Annotated in this window: 14 protein-coding genes and 1 pseudogene; 8 read left to right on the forward strand and 7 right to left on the reverse strand. The window is 64.4% G+C overall.

What is annotated here, in order from left to right; genetic code table 11:
- Positions 1 to 3: 3 nt before the first annotated feature.
- Positions 4 to 1,233 carry a cytochrome P450 gene (locus ROP_RS39120; RefSeq protein ID WP_012687150.1) on the reverse strand — a complete coding sequence of 410 codons (1,230 nt, stop codon included), beginning with the start codon at positions 1,231 to 1,233 and terminating at the stop codon, positions 4 to 6.
- Between the two features lie 346 nt (positions 1,234 to 1,579).
- On the opposite strand from ROP_RS39120, the gene ROP_RS39125 reads away from it, so the two are divergent.
- The 5 genes from ROP_RS39125 (at position 1,580) to ROP_RS39145 (ending at position 6,537) form a co-directional block, all read left to right on the forward strand.
- Positions 1,580 to 2,128, forward strand: a complete 549-nt coding sequence (locus ROP_RS39125; protein ID WP_012687151.1) for a cupin domain-containing protein — start codon at positions 1,580 to 1,582, stop codon at positions 2,126 to 2,128.
- 70 nt (positions 2,129 to 2,198) lie between these two features.
- Positions 2,199 to 2,978, forward strand: a complete 780-nt coding sequence (locus ROP_RS39130) for an SDR family NAD(P)-dependent oxidoreductase (protein ID WP_043827446.1) — start codon at positions 2,199 to 2,201, stop codon at positions 2,976 to 2,978.
- A 311-nt stretch (positions 2,979 to 3,289) separates the two neighbouring features.
- Positions 3,290 to 4,483, forward strand: coding sequence for a thiolase family protein (locus ROP_RS39135; protein WP_012687154.1), 1,194 nt, complete (start codon positions 3,290 to 3,292; stop codon positions 4,481 to 4,483).
- Positions 4,484 to 4,503: 20 nt separating this feature from the next.
- Positions 4,504 to 5,670, forward strand: coding sequence for an acyl-CoA dehydrogenase family protein (locus ROP_RS39140; RefSeq protein WP_012687155.1), 1,167 nt, complete (start codon positions 4,504 to 4,506; stop codon positions 5,668 to 5,670).
- 174 nt (positions 5,671 to 5,844) lie between these two features.
- A complete protein-coding gene (locus tag ROP_RS39145) occupies positions 5,845 to 6,537 on the forward strand; it encodes an alpha/beta hydrolase (protein ID WP_012687156.1) in 693 nt (230 codons plus the stop codon).
- Between the two features lie 947 nt (positions 6,538 to 7,484).
- Here the strand turns inward: ROP_RS39145 and ROP_RS39150 are convergent.
- From ROP_RS39150 to ROP_RS39160, 3 genes are all read right to left on the reverse strand, one after another.
- A complete protein-coding gene (locus ROP_RS39150) occupies positions 7,485 to 8,630 on the reverse strand; it encodes a CaiB/BaiF CoA transferase family protein (protein ID WP_012687157.1) in 1,146 nt (381 codons plus the stop codon).
- 79 nt (positions 8,631 to 8,709) lie between these two features.
- Positions 8,710 to 10,341: a flavin-containing monooxygenase gene (locus ROP_RS39155; protein ID WP_012687158.1), complete on the reverse strand. Its 1,632-nt coding sequence runs from the start codon at positions 10,339 to 10,341 to the stop codon at positions 8,710 to 8,712.
- Between the two features lie 1,126 nt (positions 10,342 to 11,467).
- Positions 11,468 to 13,432 carry a helix-turn-helix domain-containing protein gene (locus ROP_RS39160; protein ID WP_012687160.1) on the reverse strand — a complete coding sequence of 655 codons (1,965 nt, stop codon included), beginning with the start codon at positions 13,430 to 13,432 and terminating at the stop codon, positions 11,468 to 11,470.
- Positions 13,433 to 13,617: 185 nt separating this feature from the next.
- Between ROP_RS39160 and ROP_RS39165 the strand changes: the two genes are divergently transcribed.
- A complete protein-coding gene (locus ROP_RS39165; RefSeq protein ID WP_012687161.1) occupies positions 13,618 to 13,962 on the forward strand; it encodes a hypothetical protein in 345 nt (114 codons plus the stop codon).
- Positions 13,963 to 14,048: 86 nt separating this feature from the next.
- Here the strand turns inward: ROP_RS39165 and ROP_RS39170 are convergent, their stop codons facing one another.
- Positions 14,049 to 14,498, reverse strand: a complete 450-nt coding sequence (locus tag ROP_RS39170) for an acyl-CoA thioesterase (protein ID WP_012687162.1) — start codon at positions 14,496 to 14,498, stop codon at positions 14,049 to 14,051.
- 325 nt (positions 14,499 to 14,823) lie between these two features.
- Complete coding sequence (locus ROP_RS42240; protein WP_012687163.1) at positions 14,824 to 16,017, reverse strand: adenylate/guanylate cyclase domain-containing protein; 1,194 nt, start codon at positions 16,015 to 16,017, stop codon at positions 14,824 to 14,826.
- A gap of 389 nt (positions 16,018 to 16,406) precedes the next feature.
- On the opposite strand from ROP_RS42240, the gene ROP_RS39175 reads away from it, so the two are divergent.
- Together ROP_RS39175 and ROP_RS39180 are read left to right on the forward strand one after the other, a co-directional pair.
- Positions 16,407 to 17,210, forward strand: coding sequence for a crotonase/enoyl-CoA hydratase family protein (locus tag ROP_RS39175; protein ID WP_012687164.1), 804 nt, complete (start codon positions 16,407 to 16,409; stop codon positions 17,208 to 17,210).
- A gap of 238 nt (positions 17,211 to 17,448) precedes the next feature.
- Positions 17,449 to 18,546: a CaiB/BaiF CoA transferase family protein gene (locus tag ROP_RS39180; protein ID WP_012687165.1), complete on the forward strand. Its 1,098-nt coding sequence runs from the start codon at positions 17,449 to 17,451 to the stop codon at positions 18,544 to 18,546.
- A 65-nt stretch (positions 18,547 to 18,611) separates the two neighbouring features.
- On the opposite strand, the pseudogene ROP_RS39185 reads toward ROP_RS39180, so the two are convergent.
- Positions 18,612 to 18,802, reverse strand: a pseudogene (locus ROP_RS39185) (aldehyde dehydrogenase); the annotation flags it as partial.
- Positions 18,803 to 19,126: the final 324 nt, after the last annotated feature.

Below are 19,126 nucleotides of genomic sequence, written 5' to 3' on the forward strand. Positions count from 1 at the left end.
GGATCAGCTCAGCTTCACTGGAAGTCGGGTGGGGCCACGGGTGACCATCGAGTTGCTCCACGCGATCTCCTCGACCGGCTCACTGATCCGGTAGTCCGGGAAGCGCCGCACGATCTCGGTCAAAGCGATCTGCGCCTCGAGCCGGGCGACGGGGGCTCCGAGGCAGAAGTGTGCACCCTTGGAGAACGCAACGTGGGCGTTCGGGCGACGCTGAAGATCGAGTTCGTCGGGTCGATCGAACACGGCAGGGTCACGGTTGGCGGCAGCAAGGATCGCGAAAATGCGGTCGCCCTCGGCCAGGTGCTGTCCACCGAGTTCGGTGTCCTCGGCAACGATCCGGGCTGTCGAGAGCACCGGACCGTCGTAGCGTAGGAATTCCTCGATCGCCCCGGGTGTCACCTTGGCCGGATCGGCGCGCAATTCAGCCAGCGTTTCCGGGTGCTCCTGCAACGCCAGCAGGGCATTGCCGATCAAGTGCGCGGTGGTCTCCTGGGCGCCGTTGCCGATCATCATCATCGAGGCGACCAGTTCGTCCTCGGTCAGTGTCTCGCCGTCGATTTCGCTGGTGATCATGCGGGTGAGCACATCATCCTGCGGCGCCGCCTTCCGGTCCGCGATCAACCCGCGGAACAGTTCCGCCATCGCCAACGCGCCGTGGCGGGCGCGGCCGTACTTGTTCTCCACCGAGCGTGCACTGCCGATGAACAACATCATCTCGTCCGACCACTGTTTGACCTCCGGCAGCCGCTCCCGAGGGACGCCGAGCAGGTCCATCACGACATATCCGGGCAGCTGCAGGCCGAAGTCGGTGTAGAAGTCGAACGACTCGTGCTTCGGGAGACCGTCGAGCAACTCGGTGGTGATTTCCTGGATCGGCTCGCGCAGAGTCTTGGTCATGTTCGGGTTGATCACCTCCGCCAAATGGCGGCGCAGCCGGGTATGGTTCGGCGGGTCCTGGAACACCATCCAGATCGACAACCACCGCATGACGTCGGCGGCGGAGGCCTGATCTTTTTCCTTGAGCCGATCGAAGACCGGCACCAGGCGGTTCGCCGAGAACACCGTCGGTGTCGTGAGCACCGTCTGAACGGACGCCGCGTCCACCGCCAACCAGGCTGACAGCTCCGCGCTCCAGTGCACGGGCGCCTCGGCCCGCATCCGCGCGAACGTGTCATACGGGTTGCGAAGGGTCGCAGGATCCGTCGGGTCGAATTTAATAGTCGAAGTAGGCACTGTTTTCTCCAGATCATGTGGCTGGGGCCACCACCTCTGCCCGCGGCTGGGACGTGGCCGGCTCGTGTTTCGAGCATCACACGGATGAGTGCGGAGCCGGTGCGGCCAGCGTCGAAAACTTTGGACATCGGCACAAATAGTCATCGACCCTGGTGGAGGACGAGATCCAGGCTCGGATGGCCGGAGAGTCGAGGACGGCAGGCGCGCTGCGAGGGTTCTCCTCGCCCTGCAGTCCTTCCGGTACGCAGGCCCGACGACAAAGGTGTCCTCGTCTAGTTGGATAAGGGCACAAAAATTCGTCTCGTGGGCGGCACGGTAAACGAGAGCGTTATGAGACTGTCGTCACATGAGCCTTCCAATCAAACGCGTGGTCACCGGTATCGATTCCAATGGCAAGTCGGTCGCCTACGAAGCGGCGGATGTTGAACCCGTCGAGTTGGCGATGATGCCCGGCGCCCAGTTCTTCGCGATCTGGGGCACCGAGGGAGCCCTCGAGAGTCCGGTCGTCTCCCCGCAACCGGCCAACAAGACCTTCTTCCCCGGCCCGGGGGGCACCCGGTTCGGGTTGCTCCGTTTCCCTCCCGAGTCCGCGGCAGAGCCGGACGCCCCCGCTCCCACGGAAGAGGAGATTTCCGAGTGGGCCGCGGAGGCCGAAACAAAGCTTCCCGGCCTGGTCGGAGTCTTCGAGCCCGACGCCCCGGGTATGCACCAGACCACGACGGTCGACTACTCCATCGTCGTCGAAGGTGAGCTCTACCTCGAACTCGACGACGGCGCCGAGGTGCACCTTCCCACCGGGGCGACGATCGTTCAAAACGGCGCACGCCACGCCTGGCGCAATCGAAGCGACCAGCCGGCGACCCTCGCCTACGTGATCCTCGACGTCGACAAGTAGGAGTCGGCTGGACCTCACATTGCCGCCGAGACAGATCCTCACCGCCCGGGCATCCCGGGATACCTAGGAGATGGTTGTGCCTACCAACCCTTACAAGTCGCTCGATCTGACGGATAAATCGCTGATCGTCACCGGCGCCGGCAGCGGTATCGGCCGCGCCAGTGCACAGCTGTTCGCTGCGCGCGGTGCAAATGTGATGGTCGCCGACATCAATGAGCAGAACGCGAAAGAGACCGCAGAGCAGATCAAATCCGGCGGCGGCCGGGTCGAATACCTGCGCATCGACGTCTCCGTCGAAGAAGAGGTCGAGGCCCTGGTGCACACCACGGTCGAGAAATTCGGTGGCCTGCACGGCGCGTTCAACAACGCCGGAATCGGGCCACAGTCACCGCTTCACGAGACCAGTGCGGAAGACTGGTACCGCACCCTCGGCATCAATCTGACCGGTGTCTTCTTCTGCCTCAAGCATGAAATCGGATACCTGCTACAGCACGGCGGCGGGTCGATCGTCAACACCGCATCCCTGGCCGGATACAAGGCAGTTCCCGGGATGCCGGCGTACGTGTCGAGCAAACACGGCGTCGTCGGACTCACCCGCGCCGCCTCACTCGACTACGCATCCCAAGGCATTCGGGTCAACGTCATCTTGCCCGGCACCATCGCCACGCCGATGCTCGACTCGGTGCTGCACGATCCGGTGCTGGCGAAGTCATTGGCAGAGGGTCAACCGATCGGACATGTCGGGAACTCGATCGACATCGCCGAGCAGGCTGCCTGGCTACTCTCCGACGCCTCCGCCTTCTCGACGGGTTCACTGTTCTTCGTCGACGGCGGCAGCAGCGGTGTCTGACCGGCTTCCTCACTTATACGAGTCCAGGACATCGTGGTGGTTGCTTGTGGGACTGTCCAATTCTGCCAAGCGGCCGCCGAGGTGACCGCGCCAATGCCCTGCTACACAGGGAACATCGGCATCACCTTCGGTGAATTCCTCGAGGATCGGTTCGCTGCCACCACCTTTCGCGCCACCGGTGTCGTACCAGCTGGTGCCGAGAAGCGGGCCCCCGCCCGCCAGGGCGTCGAGTCCTCGAGCCGGTCGGTGCCCAGGAAATCGCCTACGCCGGGGCGCCGACCGCTTCCATCCGCAACGAAAGAAGTTCACTCATGACCAACGCGGTAATCGTCGATGCCGTGCGCCTCGCCTCCGGCAAGGGCAAGCCGGGTGGTGCCCTGTCCGGCACCCACCCCGTCGACCTGCTCGCCCACGTGCTGCGCGCCGTGGTCGACCGCAACAACCTCGACCCGGTTCTGGTCGACGATGTCATCGGCGGCTGCGTCTCCCAGGTCGGGGAACAGGCGCTGAACATCTCCCGCACTGCGCTGCTGTCGGCCGGATTCCCGGAGTCGGTGCCCGCGACGACCGTCGACCGCCAGTGCGGCTCGAGCCAACAGGCCGCGCATTTCGCGGCGCAAGGCATCATCGCCGGCGCGTACGACATCGTCATCGCCTGCGGGGTGGAATCGATGAGCCGCATCCCGTTGGGTGCCGCGTCGATCGGTCAGGACACTTCCGGCCCGGGCATCGCCGCCCGCTACCGGCAGGGCCTGGTCCATCAGGGCATCTCCGCCGAGCTGATCGCGGCCAAGTGGAAGTTCGACCGTGAGGCCCTCGATGCGTTCTCGGCCGAATCCCACCGCCGGGCCGCCGCCGCGGCCGCGGCCGGATTCTTCGACGGTGAGATCGTGCCCATCGCGGTACCCAACGCCAACGGCAGCGTCATCGAACACACCGTCGATGAGACGGTGCGCGCCGCGACCACCGCCGAGGGCTTGTCCGGACTCAGGCCGTCGTTCCGCACGGACGGGTACGCCGCCCGGTTCCCCGAGGCGCAGTGGCTGATCACCCCGGGCAATTCGTCGCCGCTGACCGACGGGGCGTCGGCGGTGCTGATCATGAGCGAGCAGGCCGCGGCCAAGCTGGGCCTGACTCCGCGGGCGCGGTTCCATTCCTTCGCCGTCGCGGGCGACGACCCGCTGTTCATGCTCACCGCCCCGATTCCGGCCACCCGCAAGGTGGTGGCCAGGTCGGGGCTGGGCATCGACGACATCGACGCCTTCGAGGTCAACGAGGCCTTCGCGCCGGTGCCGTTGATGTGGGCGCACGAGTTCGGTGCCGATCCGGCCCGGATGAACCCCCGAGGCGGCGCGATCGCCCTCGGGCACGCCCTCGGCTCGTCCGGCACCCGGTTGCTGACCACGCTGGTCAACCACCTCGAGGTCACCGGTGGCCGCTACGGCCTGCAGACCATGTGTGAGGGCGCCGGCCTGGCCAACGCCACCATCATCGAACGCCTCTGAAACGAAAAGTCGGAACAACAATGCAGCGCACCTTCTTCGAAGAAGACCACCAGGCGTACCGGGAGACGGTGCGCGAATTCCTCGCCCGCGAGGTCGAACCGCACTACGAGCGGTGGGAGACCGAACGGCTCATCGACCGCTCCGCCTGGCTCGCCGCCGGCAAGTCCGGGATCGTCGGCCTCGCCATACCAGAGGCCTACGGCGGTTCCGGCGTGACCGACTACCGATTCCGTAACGTGGTCGCCGAAGAGATCGCCCGCACCGGCACCACATCCTTCGGCGCGGGTATGAGCCTGCAGGACGACGTCGCACTTCCGTACATCATCGATCTGGGCACCGACGACCAGAAGCAGCGCTGGCTGCCCGGCATGGCGGCCGGCGAACTCATCGGCGCCATCGCCATGACCGAACCCGGCACCGGATCGGACCTGCAAGGAATCAAGACCACCGCCGTCCGCGACGGTGACGACTGGATCCTCACCGGACAGAAAACCTTCATCACCAACGGCATCCACTCCGACGTGGTGATCGTCGTCGCCCGCACCGACCCCAGCGCCCGCGCCCGCGGCTTCTCCCTGCTCGTCGTCGAACGCGACATGCCTGGCTTTACCCGAGGACGCAAGCTGCACAAGGTCGGCCTGGCCGGCCAGGACACCGCCGAACTGTCCTTCGACCAGGTGCGCGTACCAGGATCGAACCTGCTCGGCACCGAAGGCCGCGGCTTCCTCTACCTGATGGAGCACCTTCCCCTCGAACGGACCTCCATCGCCGTCACCTCGATCACCGGCGCCCGCGCCGCGTACGAATGGACCAAGAACTACGTGTTCGAGCGCAGCGCGTTCGGCGCACCGATCGGCGACCTGCAGAACACTCGCTTCGCTCTCGCCGAGATGCTCACCGAAATCGAAGTCACCCAATCGCACATCGACCGGTGCGTCCTGGCCCTCAACGCCGGGGAGCTGACCGCCGTCGACGCCGCCAAGGCCAAATGGTGGGCCAGCGAACTGCAAAAGCGTGTCGTCGATCGGTGCGTGCAACTGCACGGCGGCTACGGCTACATGCTGGAATACCCCATCGGCCGCGCCTACGTCGACACCCGCGTCCACACCATCTACGGCGGCACCACCGAAATCATGAAGGAAATCATCGGCCGCGACATCGCCGCCGACATGTCCGCACCTGCGTAACCCGAACACCGGACAACAGCTCCGTGACCGGGCTCGTCCCAATCCAAGGAAGACGTGCCCGGCGGGCCAGTTCACGTGAACTGATCCAGCAACACCACGGGCGACCAAGTAACCAACTGCCGGGCGCTGTTTTGATGCGGCCACCCGGCGTAACGCGAAACTGAGGTGAAACGTATGGCCAAGCCCGTACTTCTCGTGCACGGTGCCTTCACCGGAGCATGGGCATGGGACAAAGTGATCGCCGAACTGGAACAGCGCGGGATACGGGTAAATACCGTGGATCTTCCGAGCCGCGGTCCGGACGGAACGCTCGAGCGAGATGCCCAGGCAGTCCGCGACTCGCTGAAGGTTTTCGATGAGCCGGCCGTCTTGGTGGGCCATTCGTACGGCGGTGCCGTGATTACCCGTGCCTCCGCGGACAACGACGGCGTGGCACATCTCGTCTACGTCTGTGCCGCTCTGCCCCAGACCGGCGAATCCGTAAGCGACCTCCTTGGCCGCGACCCGGAGCCACAGGGCGATCTCGGTGTAGCGCTCGAACCGCGGGAGGACGGCACCGCCACGCTCGAGCGCGAGGCAGCACGGGAAACCATGTTCAACGACGCCCCAGACGAGCAAGTCGCCCACGTATTGGACAAGATGGGCCCACACGCGCTCGGCACGCTCGGCGAGACCGCCACTGGGCTCGGCTGGCAGCAACACCCCGCCACCTACGTGATCACGCTCCAGGACAAGATGTTCTCCGTCGCCTTGCAGCACGAGTTCGCGAGCCACGTCGACACTGTCGTCAAGGTGGACGCGGGACACGGACCGATGTTCACCAAACCGGTCGAGATCGCCGAGGCGATCGCCGCAGCGGCGAGCTGACCCTGTCCAAAAGTGCCGGGCCGGAACGAATTCCGCCCGGTCCGGCGACGCGTAGTCAGCCGATCTAGAGGAAGCCCCTGGCCCTTTTCGCGGGGACACGCCTCGTACTCGACGGGTCGATGGTCTGGCCGAAGGCCGTCCAGCGGGGTGCCTGTCCGATACTGGCGGGCGCGTCGTCTCAACAGCACCGTGGCGTGCCATCGAGTCACCCCCGGCGCGTCTGAAGGGGGACAGCGACGACGTCGAAGCAGCGGCCGGGCGCTCGGTGTCGATCTAGGCGAGCGGGCGGGTGGTCTGCCTCGGTGCCGCTGTGCGCGGGCCCTCCCGACTCAGTTTCGGGTCACGTCCAGCGGCGGCGCAGCTCTCCGCCGATCGCGACTGCCCGTCGGCGACATCTCTACCGAGCCGGGCTGTTGAGGTGGGTGAAGAATCGCGAAGACCCGGCGTGTTGGGGGAACTGACGTTCAAGCGCATTGGGGATGGTGTGGGCCGGCCTGAGTTCGACTGGCGAGGTGTGCGCATCGATCTCGGCGGTGGGAGACGACAGAAGCCACGAATCAGCCCGATCGGGATGCGCAGCAGGTGCTGAGCTGGCCGGGCGAGCACCCGTTCGACGCGGCATCAGGATTGCGCTCGGTCGACGAAGCTGGTGCGGCTCGGCTCCTGCTGGATCGCCTGCGGGGGGAGGCCCCACATCCCGAGATGCGCTCGGATTGCTGGTCCGGACCGTCGGGTCATGGCCGAGCAGTTTGCTCGAGGCCCCTGGAGTCGTTCCTCATGTGGGGCGGGAAGCGTGCGCTGACCGTGCCGGCGAGCTCGGCGTTCATGCGAACACGGTGCGTGAGCGTTTTCGGCGGCGTCGCCGGCTCGCTTGCCGATCACGACCCGGCGATCGCGACTACATGACGGCCCGGACGGCGTTCCCCGTCCGTGGCTCGGGCGAACCGCTACTGGGCCGGCTCGAGGCCGTTCCGGCCACCGGCTGACGGTTCGTCGAGGATGCCCGTCTCGTCGATCTCAAGCTCTGCGAGCACTTGACGCGTTTGGTCGCTTCCCCGCGCGGTGGTGCCCAGCGGCCGAAGCGCCGTTCGGCTGAACCGGGGCGCCGGCGAGGGAAGGAGATCGTCGCCGGCTCGGGTGAAGACCCCACGTTCCCGGTTGTGCGGATGGTCCGCGGCCTCCGCCCCCGTCAACACCGGCGAGATGCAGGCACCAGCGGCCTCCGCGTGCTCGGACCACTCGGATTGCGTGCGCTGGGCGAAAGCGGCCCCGAGTCGTTCACGCCACCAGGGCCAGGTGGCACGATCCCACCGATCCGGCCCGTCTCCAATGTCGAGCAGCGCCAGTAGGAACTTCCAGTACCGCTCCTCCACGGCTCCGACCGCGACAAGGCGGCCGTCAGATGCTGGGTATACGTCGTAGAACGGGGCGCCGGAATCGTTGAGGTTCGAACCCCGGTCTTCGTTCCACCGTCCCTCGTTGCGCATCTCGTGACTCATGGTGCTGAGCAGCGCGTGGCCCTCGAGCATCGACGTGTCGACCACCTGTCCCATACCTGACGCGCGGGCCTCCAACACGGCAGCCGTCACCCCTAGCGTGAGCAACATTGCGCCACCGCCGTCGGCGAGCAAGTTCATCGGTGGTGCCGGCAGGGTGCCGGCGCGTCCCAGGTGGGCGAGTACGCCGGAGACGGCTAGGAAGTTGATGTCGTGGCCGGGCTGGTTCGCCAAGGGCCCGGTCTGCCCCCAACCGGTGATGCGTCCGTAGACCAGCCGGGGATTTGCGGCCATACAGTCAGCGGGTCCCACACCGAGGCTCTCGGCGACTTCGGGTAAGAAACCCTCGATGACGGCATCGACCCGGCTCGCGATCGCGAGCACGACCCGCCGCCCCGCATGGGTGCGCAGATCGAGACTCACTCTCCGCCTGCCGCGCCCGAGCCCGGCGTCTCCTAACGGCGTGATGTCATCGGCGGGCCGAGGGCGGCAGATGCTGATCACCTCGGCGCCGAGATCGGCTAGCAGCATTCCGCTGAAGCGCACCGGACCTCGGCCCCCGAGCTCGAGCACCCGCAGTCCATGCAGGGGTCCCACGTTGCATCCATTCCCGTACGGATTATCGCGCTTCGAGGGTCCGCTCGCGCTACTGCACGAGCGGACCCTCAAATGTCAGCTAGGCAAGAACGGGCGCGGCATCAAGCACATAGCTCGAGAACCCGCCCTCGACCTCCTGATTCACGGCTGTGACGTAGTTGCCCAAGCCGCCCAGATAGCACAAGGTGCTCGGCTTCTTTCCGGGCACGTTCGCGCCCAGGAACCACGGCCGATCGCCCAGGCCCTGCTCGAGCAGCGTCGCCTTGAGGACCATGTCGCACTGGTCCGACCAGGCCTCGACCCCCTCCGGAGTGGCCTCGACACGGGTGGCCTTCTCGGCTAGGGCGCGTTCGAGGATCTTTTCGATGAGATCGACCTGCGTCTCGATGACCGGTGGGTGGCTGGCGAAAGGCGCCTGAGGTCCCAGGATCGTGAACAGGTTCGGGAAGCCGGCCGCCGACAGACCGAGCAGCATCTTGGCCCCATCTGCCCACTGCTCCGCGATCGTGCGACCTCCGACTCCGCGGATGTCCAGGTTGGACAGGGGGCCGGTGATGGCGTCGAACCCTGTTGCGTAGATGATCACGTCCAGCTCGTACTCGGCGCCGCTCGCAGTACGTAGGCCGGTCGGCGTGATCTCGTGGATCGGATCCTCGCGCACACTCACCAGGGACACGTTCGGACGGTTGTACGTCTCGTAGTAGAAAGTTCCCAGCGGTGGGCGCTTGCCACCGATCGGGTGGGTCGTGGGGCAGAGCAGCTCGGCTGTGTGCGGGTCCTTCACAATGGTCCGGATCTTGCGGCGGACGAACTCCGCAGCCGTATCGTTGACGCGCTGGTCTACCAGCAGGTCGTCGACGGTCTCGAAGATGAACCGGAAACCGCCGGCCTCCCAACCCGCCTCGAAGACCTTCTCCAGCTCCTCGTCGCTGAGCTCGGAACCAAGCCGCTCCGGGGATTCCATCGGGAAGCCGAAGACGTGCTTGAACGCCTTGTCCCAGACAGTCTCGTAGTCGCGACTGAGCTCGGCCTTCTGCTCGGGCGACAACGCATGATTGCGGGTGGGCACCACGAAGTTGGGGGTGCGCTGGAAGACCGTCAGATTCTCGGCGACGTGCGCGACACTCTGGATGACCTGGACTCCGGTAGCCCCGGTACCGATGACGCCGACCCGCTTGCCGGCCAGGTCGACCGGCTCGTGGGGCCACTGGGACGTCGAATAGAACTCGCCCTGGAAGGAGTCCGCTCCGGGGAAGGGCGGCTTGAAGGCGACACCCAGCCACCCGAGGCCCGTGATCAACCAGCGGCAGCTGACCTCGAGGCCGTCCTCGGTGACCACGGTCCAACGGTTCGTGTTCTCGTCGAAGGTTGCGCCCGTGACACGCGTGGAGAACCGGATGTGCTTGCGCATGTCGTGCTTGTCGGCGACATGGCGAAGGTAGTCGAGCGTGTCGGGCTGCGCGGAGAAACGCTCACGGAAGTCCCATTCCTCCCAGCCCTCACGGTCGAAGGAAAAACAGTAGGCCCAGCTTTCGGTGTCGGTCCGTGCCCCGGGGTACCGGTTCCAGTACCAGGTTCCGCCGACGTCGGTACCGGCCTCGAACACTTGCATGGACAGCCCGAGCTTGCGCAGGGCGTGGATGGTGCGCAGGCCGGCGAAGCCTGCGCCGATGACGACGGCGTCCACGTCGGACAGGGTCTGCAATGGCATAACGGGTGGTCCCTTCGATCTTTCAGGTTTTGTGTTACTGGTGCGCCAGCTTCGGCGGTCGACCTAGATCGACGAACTGCGTCGAGGATCAGGTGGGCAAGGTGTGGCCGGCACGCTGCCGTGGTTGCCAGCCGGGCCGGACTCGTCCTGGACGCAGCCGCCCACCGGAAAGCGCATGCCGTCGGTGGTGACGCCAGTGATGACTCGCTGGAGGGGAACAGTCATGACGCAACTGTGACACGCATCTCAGAACCGGTCATCCTCGTGCCCACCACAAGTTTGTGCACTAATACAGAAGCGGTCCGAACAGCGCCTCCGCTGGAATTCCCGCGGTGATTAGTGCGGGTCTGGATTGAATTACGGTTCGACTGCGGAGAAGGCGACTCCTCTGCCGGCACGCGACCCGCGGCCCCGGCGCCCGCCGGTGTTGTCGGCCAGGTTGAGCGGGGGCTGAGGGTTGACCTCGACAGAAGATCTTCCTGGCCGGTGCCGTCGACCTCACCTCGACGACGGCACCGCCCGCCAGCCGCGTCACGGGGCTCGACCATCAGGTGACCTAAGCGGCGGCTTCCACCAACACTTCGGGCAGCGGTCTGCATCACGGGGAGTACGACGGCCCCGAGCGGGTCGAGTCGGACTGGTTTGCCGTGACGGATCCGGATGTCGAGGCTCAGCTCGGGGAGGGAACGAGCACTACGACCGGGTCGTCAAAGGGAGCCCGCACCACCACTGGCATCCTGCAGCCCCTGCAACCCGACACACGCGTCACCTGCATCGACCGGCAGTTGGGCTGGTGACTGTGGGACGACCACTGCACCCTCTTTGTATGTATACACAGAAATGCAGCGTCGGAATCATGGCCTGCGAACCCTGGGGAGACTCGCCGCCGAGGCAGACACCGCCGCGGCCCGGCTAGAACAATCATCGGGCCAGCTCGGACTTCGACCCGGCTACCTACGGAGGGAGCTGGAAAGTTGAGAGTCCACGACTTCTCCCTGATGTGTCCAAACCTCATCAAACACGCTCACCAGCCACAACAGGTCCACTTCGAGCCGACTCTCGTACAGCACTTTGGTGCGCCCGTCGAATCGGCGGACGGTGAATCAATCGATTGGATTAAGAGTTGCTATTCCACGTCCGCGTCGTCGGCCTCGTCGGCCTCGTCGGCCTCAATCTGATCGCTGGTTTCGGTGGGGTGATCTGTCATGGGTAGGGCGGATGTCGGGGGGAGCAGGCCATTCATCCGCAGAATGAGGAGTGCGAGCTGCGCAGTCAGCTGGGCGTGTGCATCGGTGGCGACGTCGAGGCCGGTCAGCTGCTCGATCCTGGCGGTGCGATAGCGGATGGTGTTGGCGTGTACCCCCAGAAGTCGTGCGGCGCGTCGAACGCTCCACCCGGCATCCAAGAAGACGCTGAGCGTGGTCAACAACTCTCGGGTTTTGGCGCTGTCCGACGCGAGGAGCGGGCCAAGTGCGTCATGCGCGTAGCGCAAGGCATCAGTCGGGTCGGTGGAGGACAAGAGCAGACGGCCGGCGCCCAGTTCGTCCACTGTGAGGAATTGAGTGCCGGGAATGCCTAAATGGTGGTGCATGCAGGACAGGACCTGACGGGCCTCGTTAAAGGCGCGGGTGTCCTCACCCGGGGCGTAGGCCACGGTGGAAATGGCAACGTTCAGAGCGTCCTCGGAGGCGATTCCGGTGACGGCTGCACGGACTCGATCTTTGGCCCAGGCGACGCCGCGGCGGTGATCGGCACTCTCGGGAAGCTCGAGAATCAGGGCAATGTCGTTCCCGGATGGCGCAGCCATGACCGCCGAGGGTGATTCACGATCGGTGAGCCGTTTTGCCAGCATCTGAGGTGAGATTTGCAGGGGCGCGTCCTTCTGCCGCGCGGCAACCAGACATACGACGCGCGGAACGTCCAGACGCAGGCCCAACACCTCGGCCCGCTCCTCGAGGGCCGCGAGCGACTCATCGCCACGTAACAGACTTCCCGTGAATGCCTCGATTGTGTGCCATTGAACGGTGCCGGCGCGTCGCTCACCGGATCTTTCCAGCGCGATGTTCAGTGCGGCGCGGCGAACCACGGCCTCGTCGAGCGGGCTCAATCGACGACCGTGCTCGGCTACAACGACATAGCCCCAGCAATCCCCATCGAGCATGACGGCGCAGAGGAGGAGACGGTGATGCAATCCAAGCCAGGGGAGGGGTTGGATCACCGTGGGCGTTCCGGGCTTCAATTGGGCGAGCGATTCCCTGACCGCTGGAGCCTCGCGAATATCCTTGTCCAACAATTTCGGGGTGAAGTTCTGCGCGGACTGGGCAGGAGAGGACAACACGCGTCGGCGGAATGCGTTGTCGTAGATCGCGCACGGTTTGCCCAGAAGGCGGGCGACCGTGTCACCAATCTCCCTTAGGCTCGACCCTCGAAGCACTATCTCGGTCAACTGCTCTTCCAGGCTGGCGGCTTGCCGCAGCTGTTCGATCTGAGTGGCTACCGTGGACAGACTCGAGCGCAGTCGAGTAGTTAACTGTGTCTGCCGGATCGCCGTGGCCCCCAGGTCCGCGAACGCGACAGCGAGTTCCTGGTCCGCGGCGCTGAACTCGACAGGGGTGTTTTCGCTGTCGAGGTAGACGACCCCGATGACTTCATCGTGAAGGACCATCGGAACACCGAGGACGGATTGGGCGTTCCATCGGCGCATCGCGGATTTGATCGGTCGCGGGTCAGATAAGGTGTTCGATAGGGCCACCGGTCGGCGAGTCGAGAGGATCTCCCGGGTGAAACTGTCCTGCATCGTGCCGCTGACCAGCTGTTTGACTTGAGCGTCGATGTTGGTCGGGGCATGCGCCGCCCGACCATGCAGAAGCCCGGTTTCCTTATCCACCAGATGAATGCTGCACCGGTCGGCACCGGTCAATAGGCACAGCTTCTCGGCGATAACATGCAATACGACATCGAGATCGCGGCCCTCGGCCAACGCCTCGGCCACCTCACGAAACGCGGTGCACGCCCGGATGTCGGCGCGGTAGGAACCTTGTGCCGTGCCAGCTGATTTACATTTATCAGGCAAGGGGGCTGCAGTGCTCACACGAATCTCCGTTGATCTGGGTCACGCCTGGAGGCAACCCGTAATGTGAAGCCTGCCACATGACCCATGTAGCGCCATGCTCGCGATGAGAAACCCTGATGTCAAATCTCCGCGCGGCTTCATCCAGGATGCCCGCATAGCGGCGTGTCTGTCACGTCGGTGCGGTGGTCGAGGAGTAGGGCCGGATGATGGAACTGGCCATGGCTGACCGTAGGGCCGTCGCCACGGCGATCGCGACCCGACGAGCCGGGTATGGCGAAAATCTCGACGAGCTGTGCGCCCGCGACCGGCGGCATAGCGACCATGCCCGCAAGGCATTGGGGGTAGCTTTGATCCCGAAGGCGGTACATCCCCGGACAGCAGGCCCGCCGACGTACGAGCCGAACGTTGTTGCGGCGTTGATCTTCTGCTGGGCGGCGCTGGCAATGGGCGGCAAGCGGCTGGCGCCGACGTTGGCCGATCTCGTACCAACCTCGTACCCACTGTGCGGTCGTTCGATGAACTTGACGGCAGGTCTGCGGAGCCATTGACGGAAGGCCGAACGCATGAAGTAGCGTCCTTGCGAGGCTGGATGTCCGTGTTTCTTCATGACACCGCCACACAGGACCGTGGGCTCTCAAAGTTGGATCTGGGGCAGCAGGCACTTGTGCAACGCGAGCCGGTAATCCTCACTCAACCCGGCTGCGCCGGCTTGACCCTCGATGGTATTCACGTCGACAGACCGCGACACGGCCACACAGCGGTCCCCCTGGAAGAGAGCAGCTCCTTGCCGTACCGAGGTTCTGCCGATCTCATGGACGCCGATTCCGAGCTGCACCTCGCCGGGGTAGGAAACTTCCGCGGCATAGTCGATTTCGACGTGTGCCAGCACCATCCTCATCGGGCGTTTCTCGGAAAGATAGCTGTCTACCATTCGATACAGATGGACCCGTGCCTCTTCGAACAATCTCGCGATCGCCACGTTGTTCACATGGCCGACGGTGTCAATGTCCCCGAACACCAGGCTGAGGTCGCGCTGACACGGGTACTTGTCGAGCGGCAGGCGAGCCAGGGGATACATGGTCATGAAGTACTCCAGGCGCCCGTGTTGGTGTGACGAAGAAGCTGACTACCCCAGGCCGAACGCATTCTGCGCGTCGTCGGACGTCGCGGAACCAGGTCGGACATCGCCGACTCAGATAGTGGGGTGGGTCTCGGACCAGCAAGCATGTGCTGATCCTCTCAGTAACGTCAGTGACAGGTTGTTCCGCGGCGGGCACACGCTGTGCACAACTCCAAAACCCACGTCAGCAGGATGAACCGGCACGATCAAATCGCCATCTGGCCACCACTCACGATTGTCCGACGATTCTTATTGACTCACCCAACACCCAAAATGCGCGGCCACCACATCAACGATCCTGCGCCGGGGATAGGTCGACCCTTTGCTGCTTCACGCGTATTCGATATAGCTGACTGCCCCCGGTCAATCCCTTCAGTTGATATGTTCCCGCCGATTCAATGGTTATTTCAGCACTGTCAATTCGGCGCATGGCCTCACTGTCTACAAGCACCTCAAGAGGCTCGGCTATTGTTGCGATCCTGCTGGCCCGATTCAGCGGCTGGCCAATCCAATCGCCAGCACTGCGGACAGCGGTACCCCACGCAATGCCGGCATGTATGGGCGGAAGGCCCTCCTGTTGGGCGGCGGTAACAATTTTGAGCACAACCGCAGCCAGACGGGTTGGATCGGGCGAGAGTAACATCACCGCGTCGCCCACTGTTTTGACGAACTGGACCGGCGGCTCGACCAAATCGGTAGTTAGGGTGTCAAGTCGATCAGCCAAGTCGCCCAGTTCGGTCGGCGTCAACTGTTCGCCTAAAACGGTGAATCCGACCATATCAGCGAAACACGCTGCAATGACATGTGATTCAGACGTGTGTTCAGTAGTTATGTCTGCACGAATTTGTTGACTGATTTGCTGTCTAAGGCGAGTGGCGACCGCCCCGTGGAGAAGTTGGGATTGAAATTCGGCGAACCGTTGCAACTCACGCGCAAATTGTAAAGCGATTTCTGGTCGATCGCGGTTGGTGTCCAGATTGTTCTGTATCAATGACTTGCTCGCGTCGGCTAAAGTCGAGGTATTTCTGCCCACGATCCGGGCGAACGCGAACAACCCAGCGTCTGCGATACCCAAAGCGCGATACTCGTTGAGTAGTTGCGCAAGGCGCAGGTCGTCATCGTTATAATCTACCGAAGTACTTGCAGACACGCCGCGACCCATCGACCTAAACCATCTTTCCACGTCTTCCGGCGATATATTGGTCGATTGTGAAATCTGCTCCAACGAGTATATGGCGCCGTGGGGCGAAAGGGTCACGTCGAGCAATTGGTGACCTAACTGGCCTTCACGAGTTGCGGACGCCAGGCTATCGGTACTGATCCCTCGGTCGGCGAGATGTTGCAGTACCCGGATCCGGGTAGATCGTTCTGTTCCGTCCAGGCCATCTAACAAGCCCGCCTCTGCGAATTCGCGAATACGCCGGTGTCGTCGAAGAACTCGGACGAATGCGGACCACAGAAATCTACCCCTTGACGACGGCACGTCAAGATTGTCTCAGGCCGCGCCCGAGGCGGCTCAGGACCAGACTCCACTCAGCGCCGATTCCATGCCCAGCGGGGGGTGCGGTCTTCTCGAGCTTCCATCATGGCGTGGTCGGACTGGGGGCGGTCGGCTTCCAATTCGTGTTGAGGTTGCGCGTGCGAGGGTTCGGGACGATGACCCATGAGCCTGCACAAGGCGGCGACTGACTCTGCGAGTGATCGTAGGGTCGCCCAGCTTAAGGCTTGTCCGGCTTACGCTGCATGCCGACGAGATGGGCACGTCGTCGACCGACTACCCGAGTGTTTCTGTAGAAATAGTTATTGGAATACCGTCCAGGGATCTTTCGCCCGGTGGGGGATGTAACGTGGTAGGACGGCTAGATTTCCCCCATGGGCGAAGACAGGGTGCGTGTCCGAGTAGGGGATAACGGTGTCGCGACGGTCACCATGGTCCGCAGCGACAAGCACAACGCGTTGGATCATGCAATGTTCGAAGGATTGCTGGAGGCTGCCGACGAGTTGGCTGCCAACCGACGTGTTCGAGCAGTCGTGCTCCATGGGGAGGGTAAGAGTTTCTGCGCGGGTCTGGACGTTCCGAGCTTTCTGGCTGGTCCAACGGGTATCGATGTGCTACTCGTCCGAGAACACGGTCGTAAGGCCAATTTCGCCCAGCGCGCAGCTCATGACTGGTCGCGCGTCCCTGCGCCGGTGATCGCCGCCATCACCGGCAACTGCTTCGGAGGAGGCATGCAGATCGCACTCGGCGCCGACATCCGTATCGCCGCGCCCGACGCGAAACTCTCCATCATGGAGGTCAAGTGGGGGCTCGTGCCGGACATGGCGATCACACAGTCGCTACCCAGGTTGGTCGGCATCGACGTCGCCAAGGAACTTACTTTCACCGGCCGCATCCTCTCCGGCGATGAGGCCGATGCGCTTGGTCTGGTCACTCGCACGGCGGAAGATCCGCTCGCATCGGCGTTGAGATTGGCAAACGAGATTACCCAGAAGTCCCCCGACGCGGTCCGCGCGGCCAAGCGCCTGTACGACGAGACCTGGTCCGGCGCCGACGCCGCCGCGGCACTCATGCTGGAAACGGACTTGCAGACCGAACTTTACGGAAAACCTAATCAGGTCGAGGCCGTCACAGCGGGCGTCTGCAAACGAGCTCCGTCATTCGCCGATCTAGACTGAGGCCTGCCCCAGGGAGTTCAAGACACAGTAGGCGGAGGTCCGACGGCGCATCCCTCACAGGGTGGGCGACAGGGGCGTGTGCTCGTTCCTGTTGGTGGCCTCAGTTCGAGTGGGATGAGAATTTGGACAACACACCAGGGTTGAGACAACACACCAGGGTTGATCTGCCGAGCCAGCGGCCCGCTCTTCACCTCAGATTAATGTCGGCGGGATACGTCGTCCGTCGGGAGGAACTTGAGTGTCTGCTCCAGTTACAGAGAAGAAGGGCCCCCTCGCGGGCATTCGCGTCGTCGAATTCGCAGGCCTGGGCCCGGGCCCGCACGCCGCCGCGCTCCTGGCCGATCTCGGCGCCGACGTGGTGTGCGTCCAGCGTCCCGGAGTGATTCCGCCGGACGGCCCGTACGACCAGATCCAGCGGGGTCGTCGCGTCGTCGAGGCCAATCTGAAGGACCCCGAGCAGGTGGAGAAGGTTCTCGGTCTGATCGAGCGCGCCGACGTCGTGATCGAGGGCTTCCGCCCCGGTGTCACCGAGCGCATGGGTCTCGGCCCCGACGTGTGCCTGGAGCGCAACGAGCGCCTGGTGTACGGACGGATGACGGGCTGGGGACAGGAGGGCCCGCTGGCCGGCGCCGCCGGCCACGACATCAACTACATCTCGCTGACCGGTGTCCTGCACGCCATCGGCCGCAAGGGTGAGCGTCCCGTGCCGCCGCTGAACATGGTCGGCGACTTCGGCGGCGGCTCGATGTTCCTGATCTTCGGGATCCTGTCGGCGCTGGTGGAACGCCAGACGTCCGGGAAGGGGCAGGTCGTGGATGCGGCGATGGTCGACGGCGCGCTGGCCCTGTCACACATGATGTGGGCGTTCCGTGGACGCGGCGTGTGGTCCGACGAGCGGGGTGTCAACCTGCTCGACACCGGTGCGCCGTTCTACGACACCTACGAGACGTCCGACGGCAAGTACATGGCCGTCGGATCGATCGAGCCGCAGTTCTACGCTCTGCTGCTGCAGGGCCTCGAACTCGACCCCGCCGAACTGCCGCAGCAGATGGACGTCTCGGCGTGGCCGCAGATGAAGAAGGTGTTCGCGGAGAAGTTCCTGTCGAAGACCCGCGACGAGTGGGCGGCGATCTTCCTCGGCACCGATGCCTGCGTGTCGCCCGTGCTGACGTTCGCGGAGGCGCCGTCCAACGAGCACATCGCCGCGCGCGGGTCGCTGGTCGATCTCGACGGCGTCACGCAGCACGCCCCGGCGCCGCGGTTCTCCCGCACCCCGGCCGGCGCACCCACCCCGCCTGCCCGCGAGGGCGTCGACATCGACACCGTCTGGGCCTGACCTGGAACAGGCGGAAGCATGCAAAGGCGGCGGCGCCTGTATCGAGGCTGCCCTTGATTACTGGCTAACTCCGACGGCCTCGAGCACTGGAGCTGGTCGTCACCGGCGGGCAGGACTTGCTCTTGATCTCGCCGGCGACGCCGGCGAAGTACCGGAACAGGTTCGCCAGGGTGGCGATCTCGGGGCGCGCCTGGGTGTGCAGCGCATCGCCGGTGTCCAGAGCGGTCATGCGGGCCAGTTCCTCGGCGCGCGCGTTGGCCATACCCAAGCCCCATGTTCCCGAGCCCGAGCCCGAGCCCGAGCCCGAGCCCGAGGAAACGGTAAACCGACCGATCCCCCCTCGACGGCGGAATAAACGATTCCTGCGGCTCTGCTCGATCCGTCGCACTCGCTTGCCGCGGACTGTGCACCCCAGTCCTGAACCGGGATCGTCAGAAGTCAACTGCAGCAGTCGCAAAGTGCCAGCTAGCGGTGCAGTCGTCTTCTGAATCTGACACCGCAGGCCGGTTTCCGGCCACTTGGTCGACAAACGCGGCTAAGGCGTGAGCGCGCCGACAGGTACCGCCGACGCGCTCTCCGT

It is taken from the genome of Rhodococcus opacus B4, from assembly GCF_000010805.1.
In the GTDB taxonomy this organism is placed as follows: domain Bacteria; phylum Actinomycetota; class Actinomycetes; order Mycobacteriales; family Mycobacteriaceae; genus Rhodococcus_F; species Rhodococcus_F opacus_C.

Bases quoted from the DNA above. Each gene is read 5' to 3' on its own strand.
- ROP_RS39125 (WP_012687151.1), top strand. From the start codon at position 1,580: ATGAGCCTTCCAATCAAACGCGTGGTCACCGGTATCGATTCCAATGGC.
- ROP_RS39130 (WP_043827446.1), top strand. From the start codon at position 2,199: ATGGTTGTGCCTACCAACCCTTACAAGTCGCTCGATCTGACGGATAAA.
- ROP_RS39135 (WP_012687154.1), top strand. From the start codon at position 3,290: ATGACCAACGCGGTAATCGTCGATGCCGTGCGCCTCGCCTCCGGCAAG.
- ROP_RS39140 (WP_012687155.1), top strand. From the start codon at position 4,504: ATGCAGCGCACCTTCTTCGAAGAAGACCACCAGGCGTACCGGGAGACG.
- ROP_RS39145 (WP_012687156.1), top strand. From the start codon at position 5,845: ATGGCCAAGCCCGTACTTCTCGTGCACGGTGCCTTCACCGGAGCATGG.
- ROP_RS39155 (WP_012687158.1), bottom strand. From the start codon at position 10,341: ATGCCATTGCAGACCCTGTCCGACGTGGACGCCGTCGTCATCGGCGCA.
- ROP_RS39165 (WP_012687161.1), top strand. From the start codon at position 13,618: ATGATGGAACTGGCCATGGCTGACCGTAGGGCCGTCGCCACGGCGATC.
- ROP_RS39170 (WP_012687162.1), bottom strand. From the start codon at position 14,498: ATGACCATGTATCCCCTGGCTCGCCTGCCGCTCGACAAGTACCCGTGT.
- ROP_RS39175 (WP_012687164.1), top strand. From the start codon at position 16,407: ATGGGCGAAGACAGGGTGCGTGTCCGAGTAGGGGATAACGGTGTCGCG.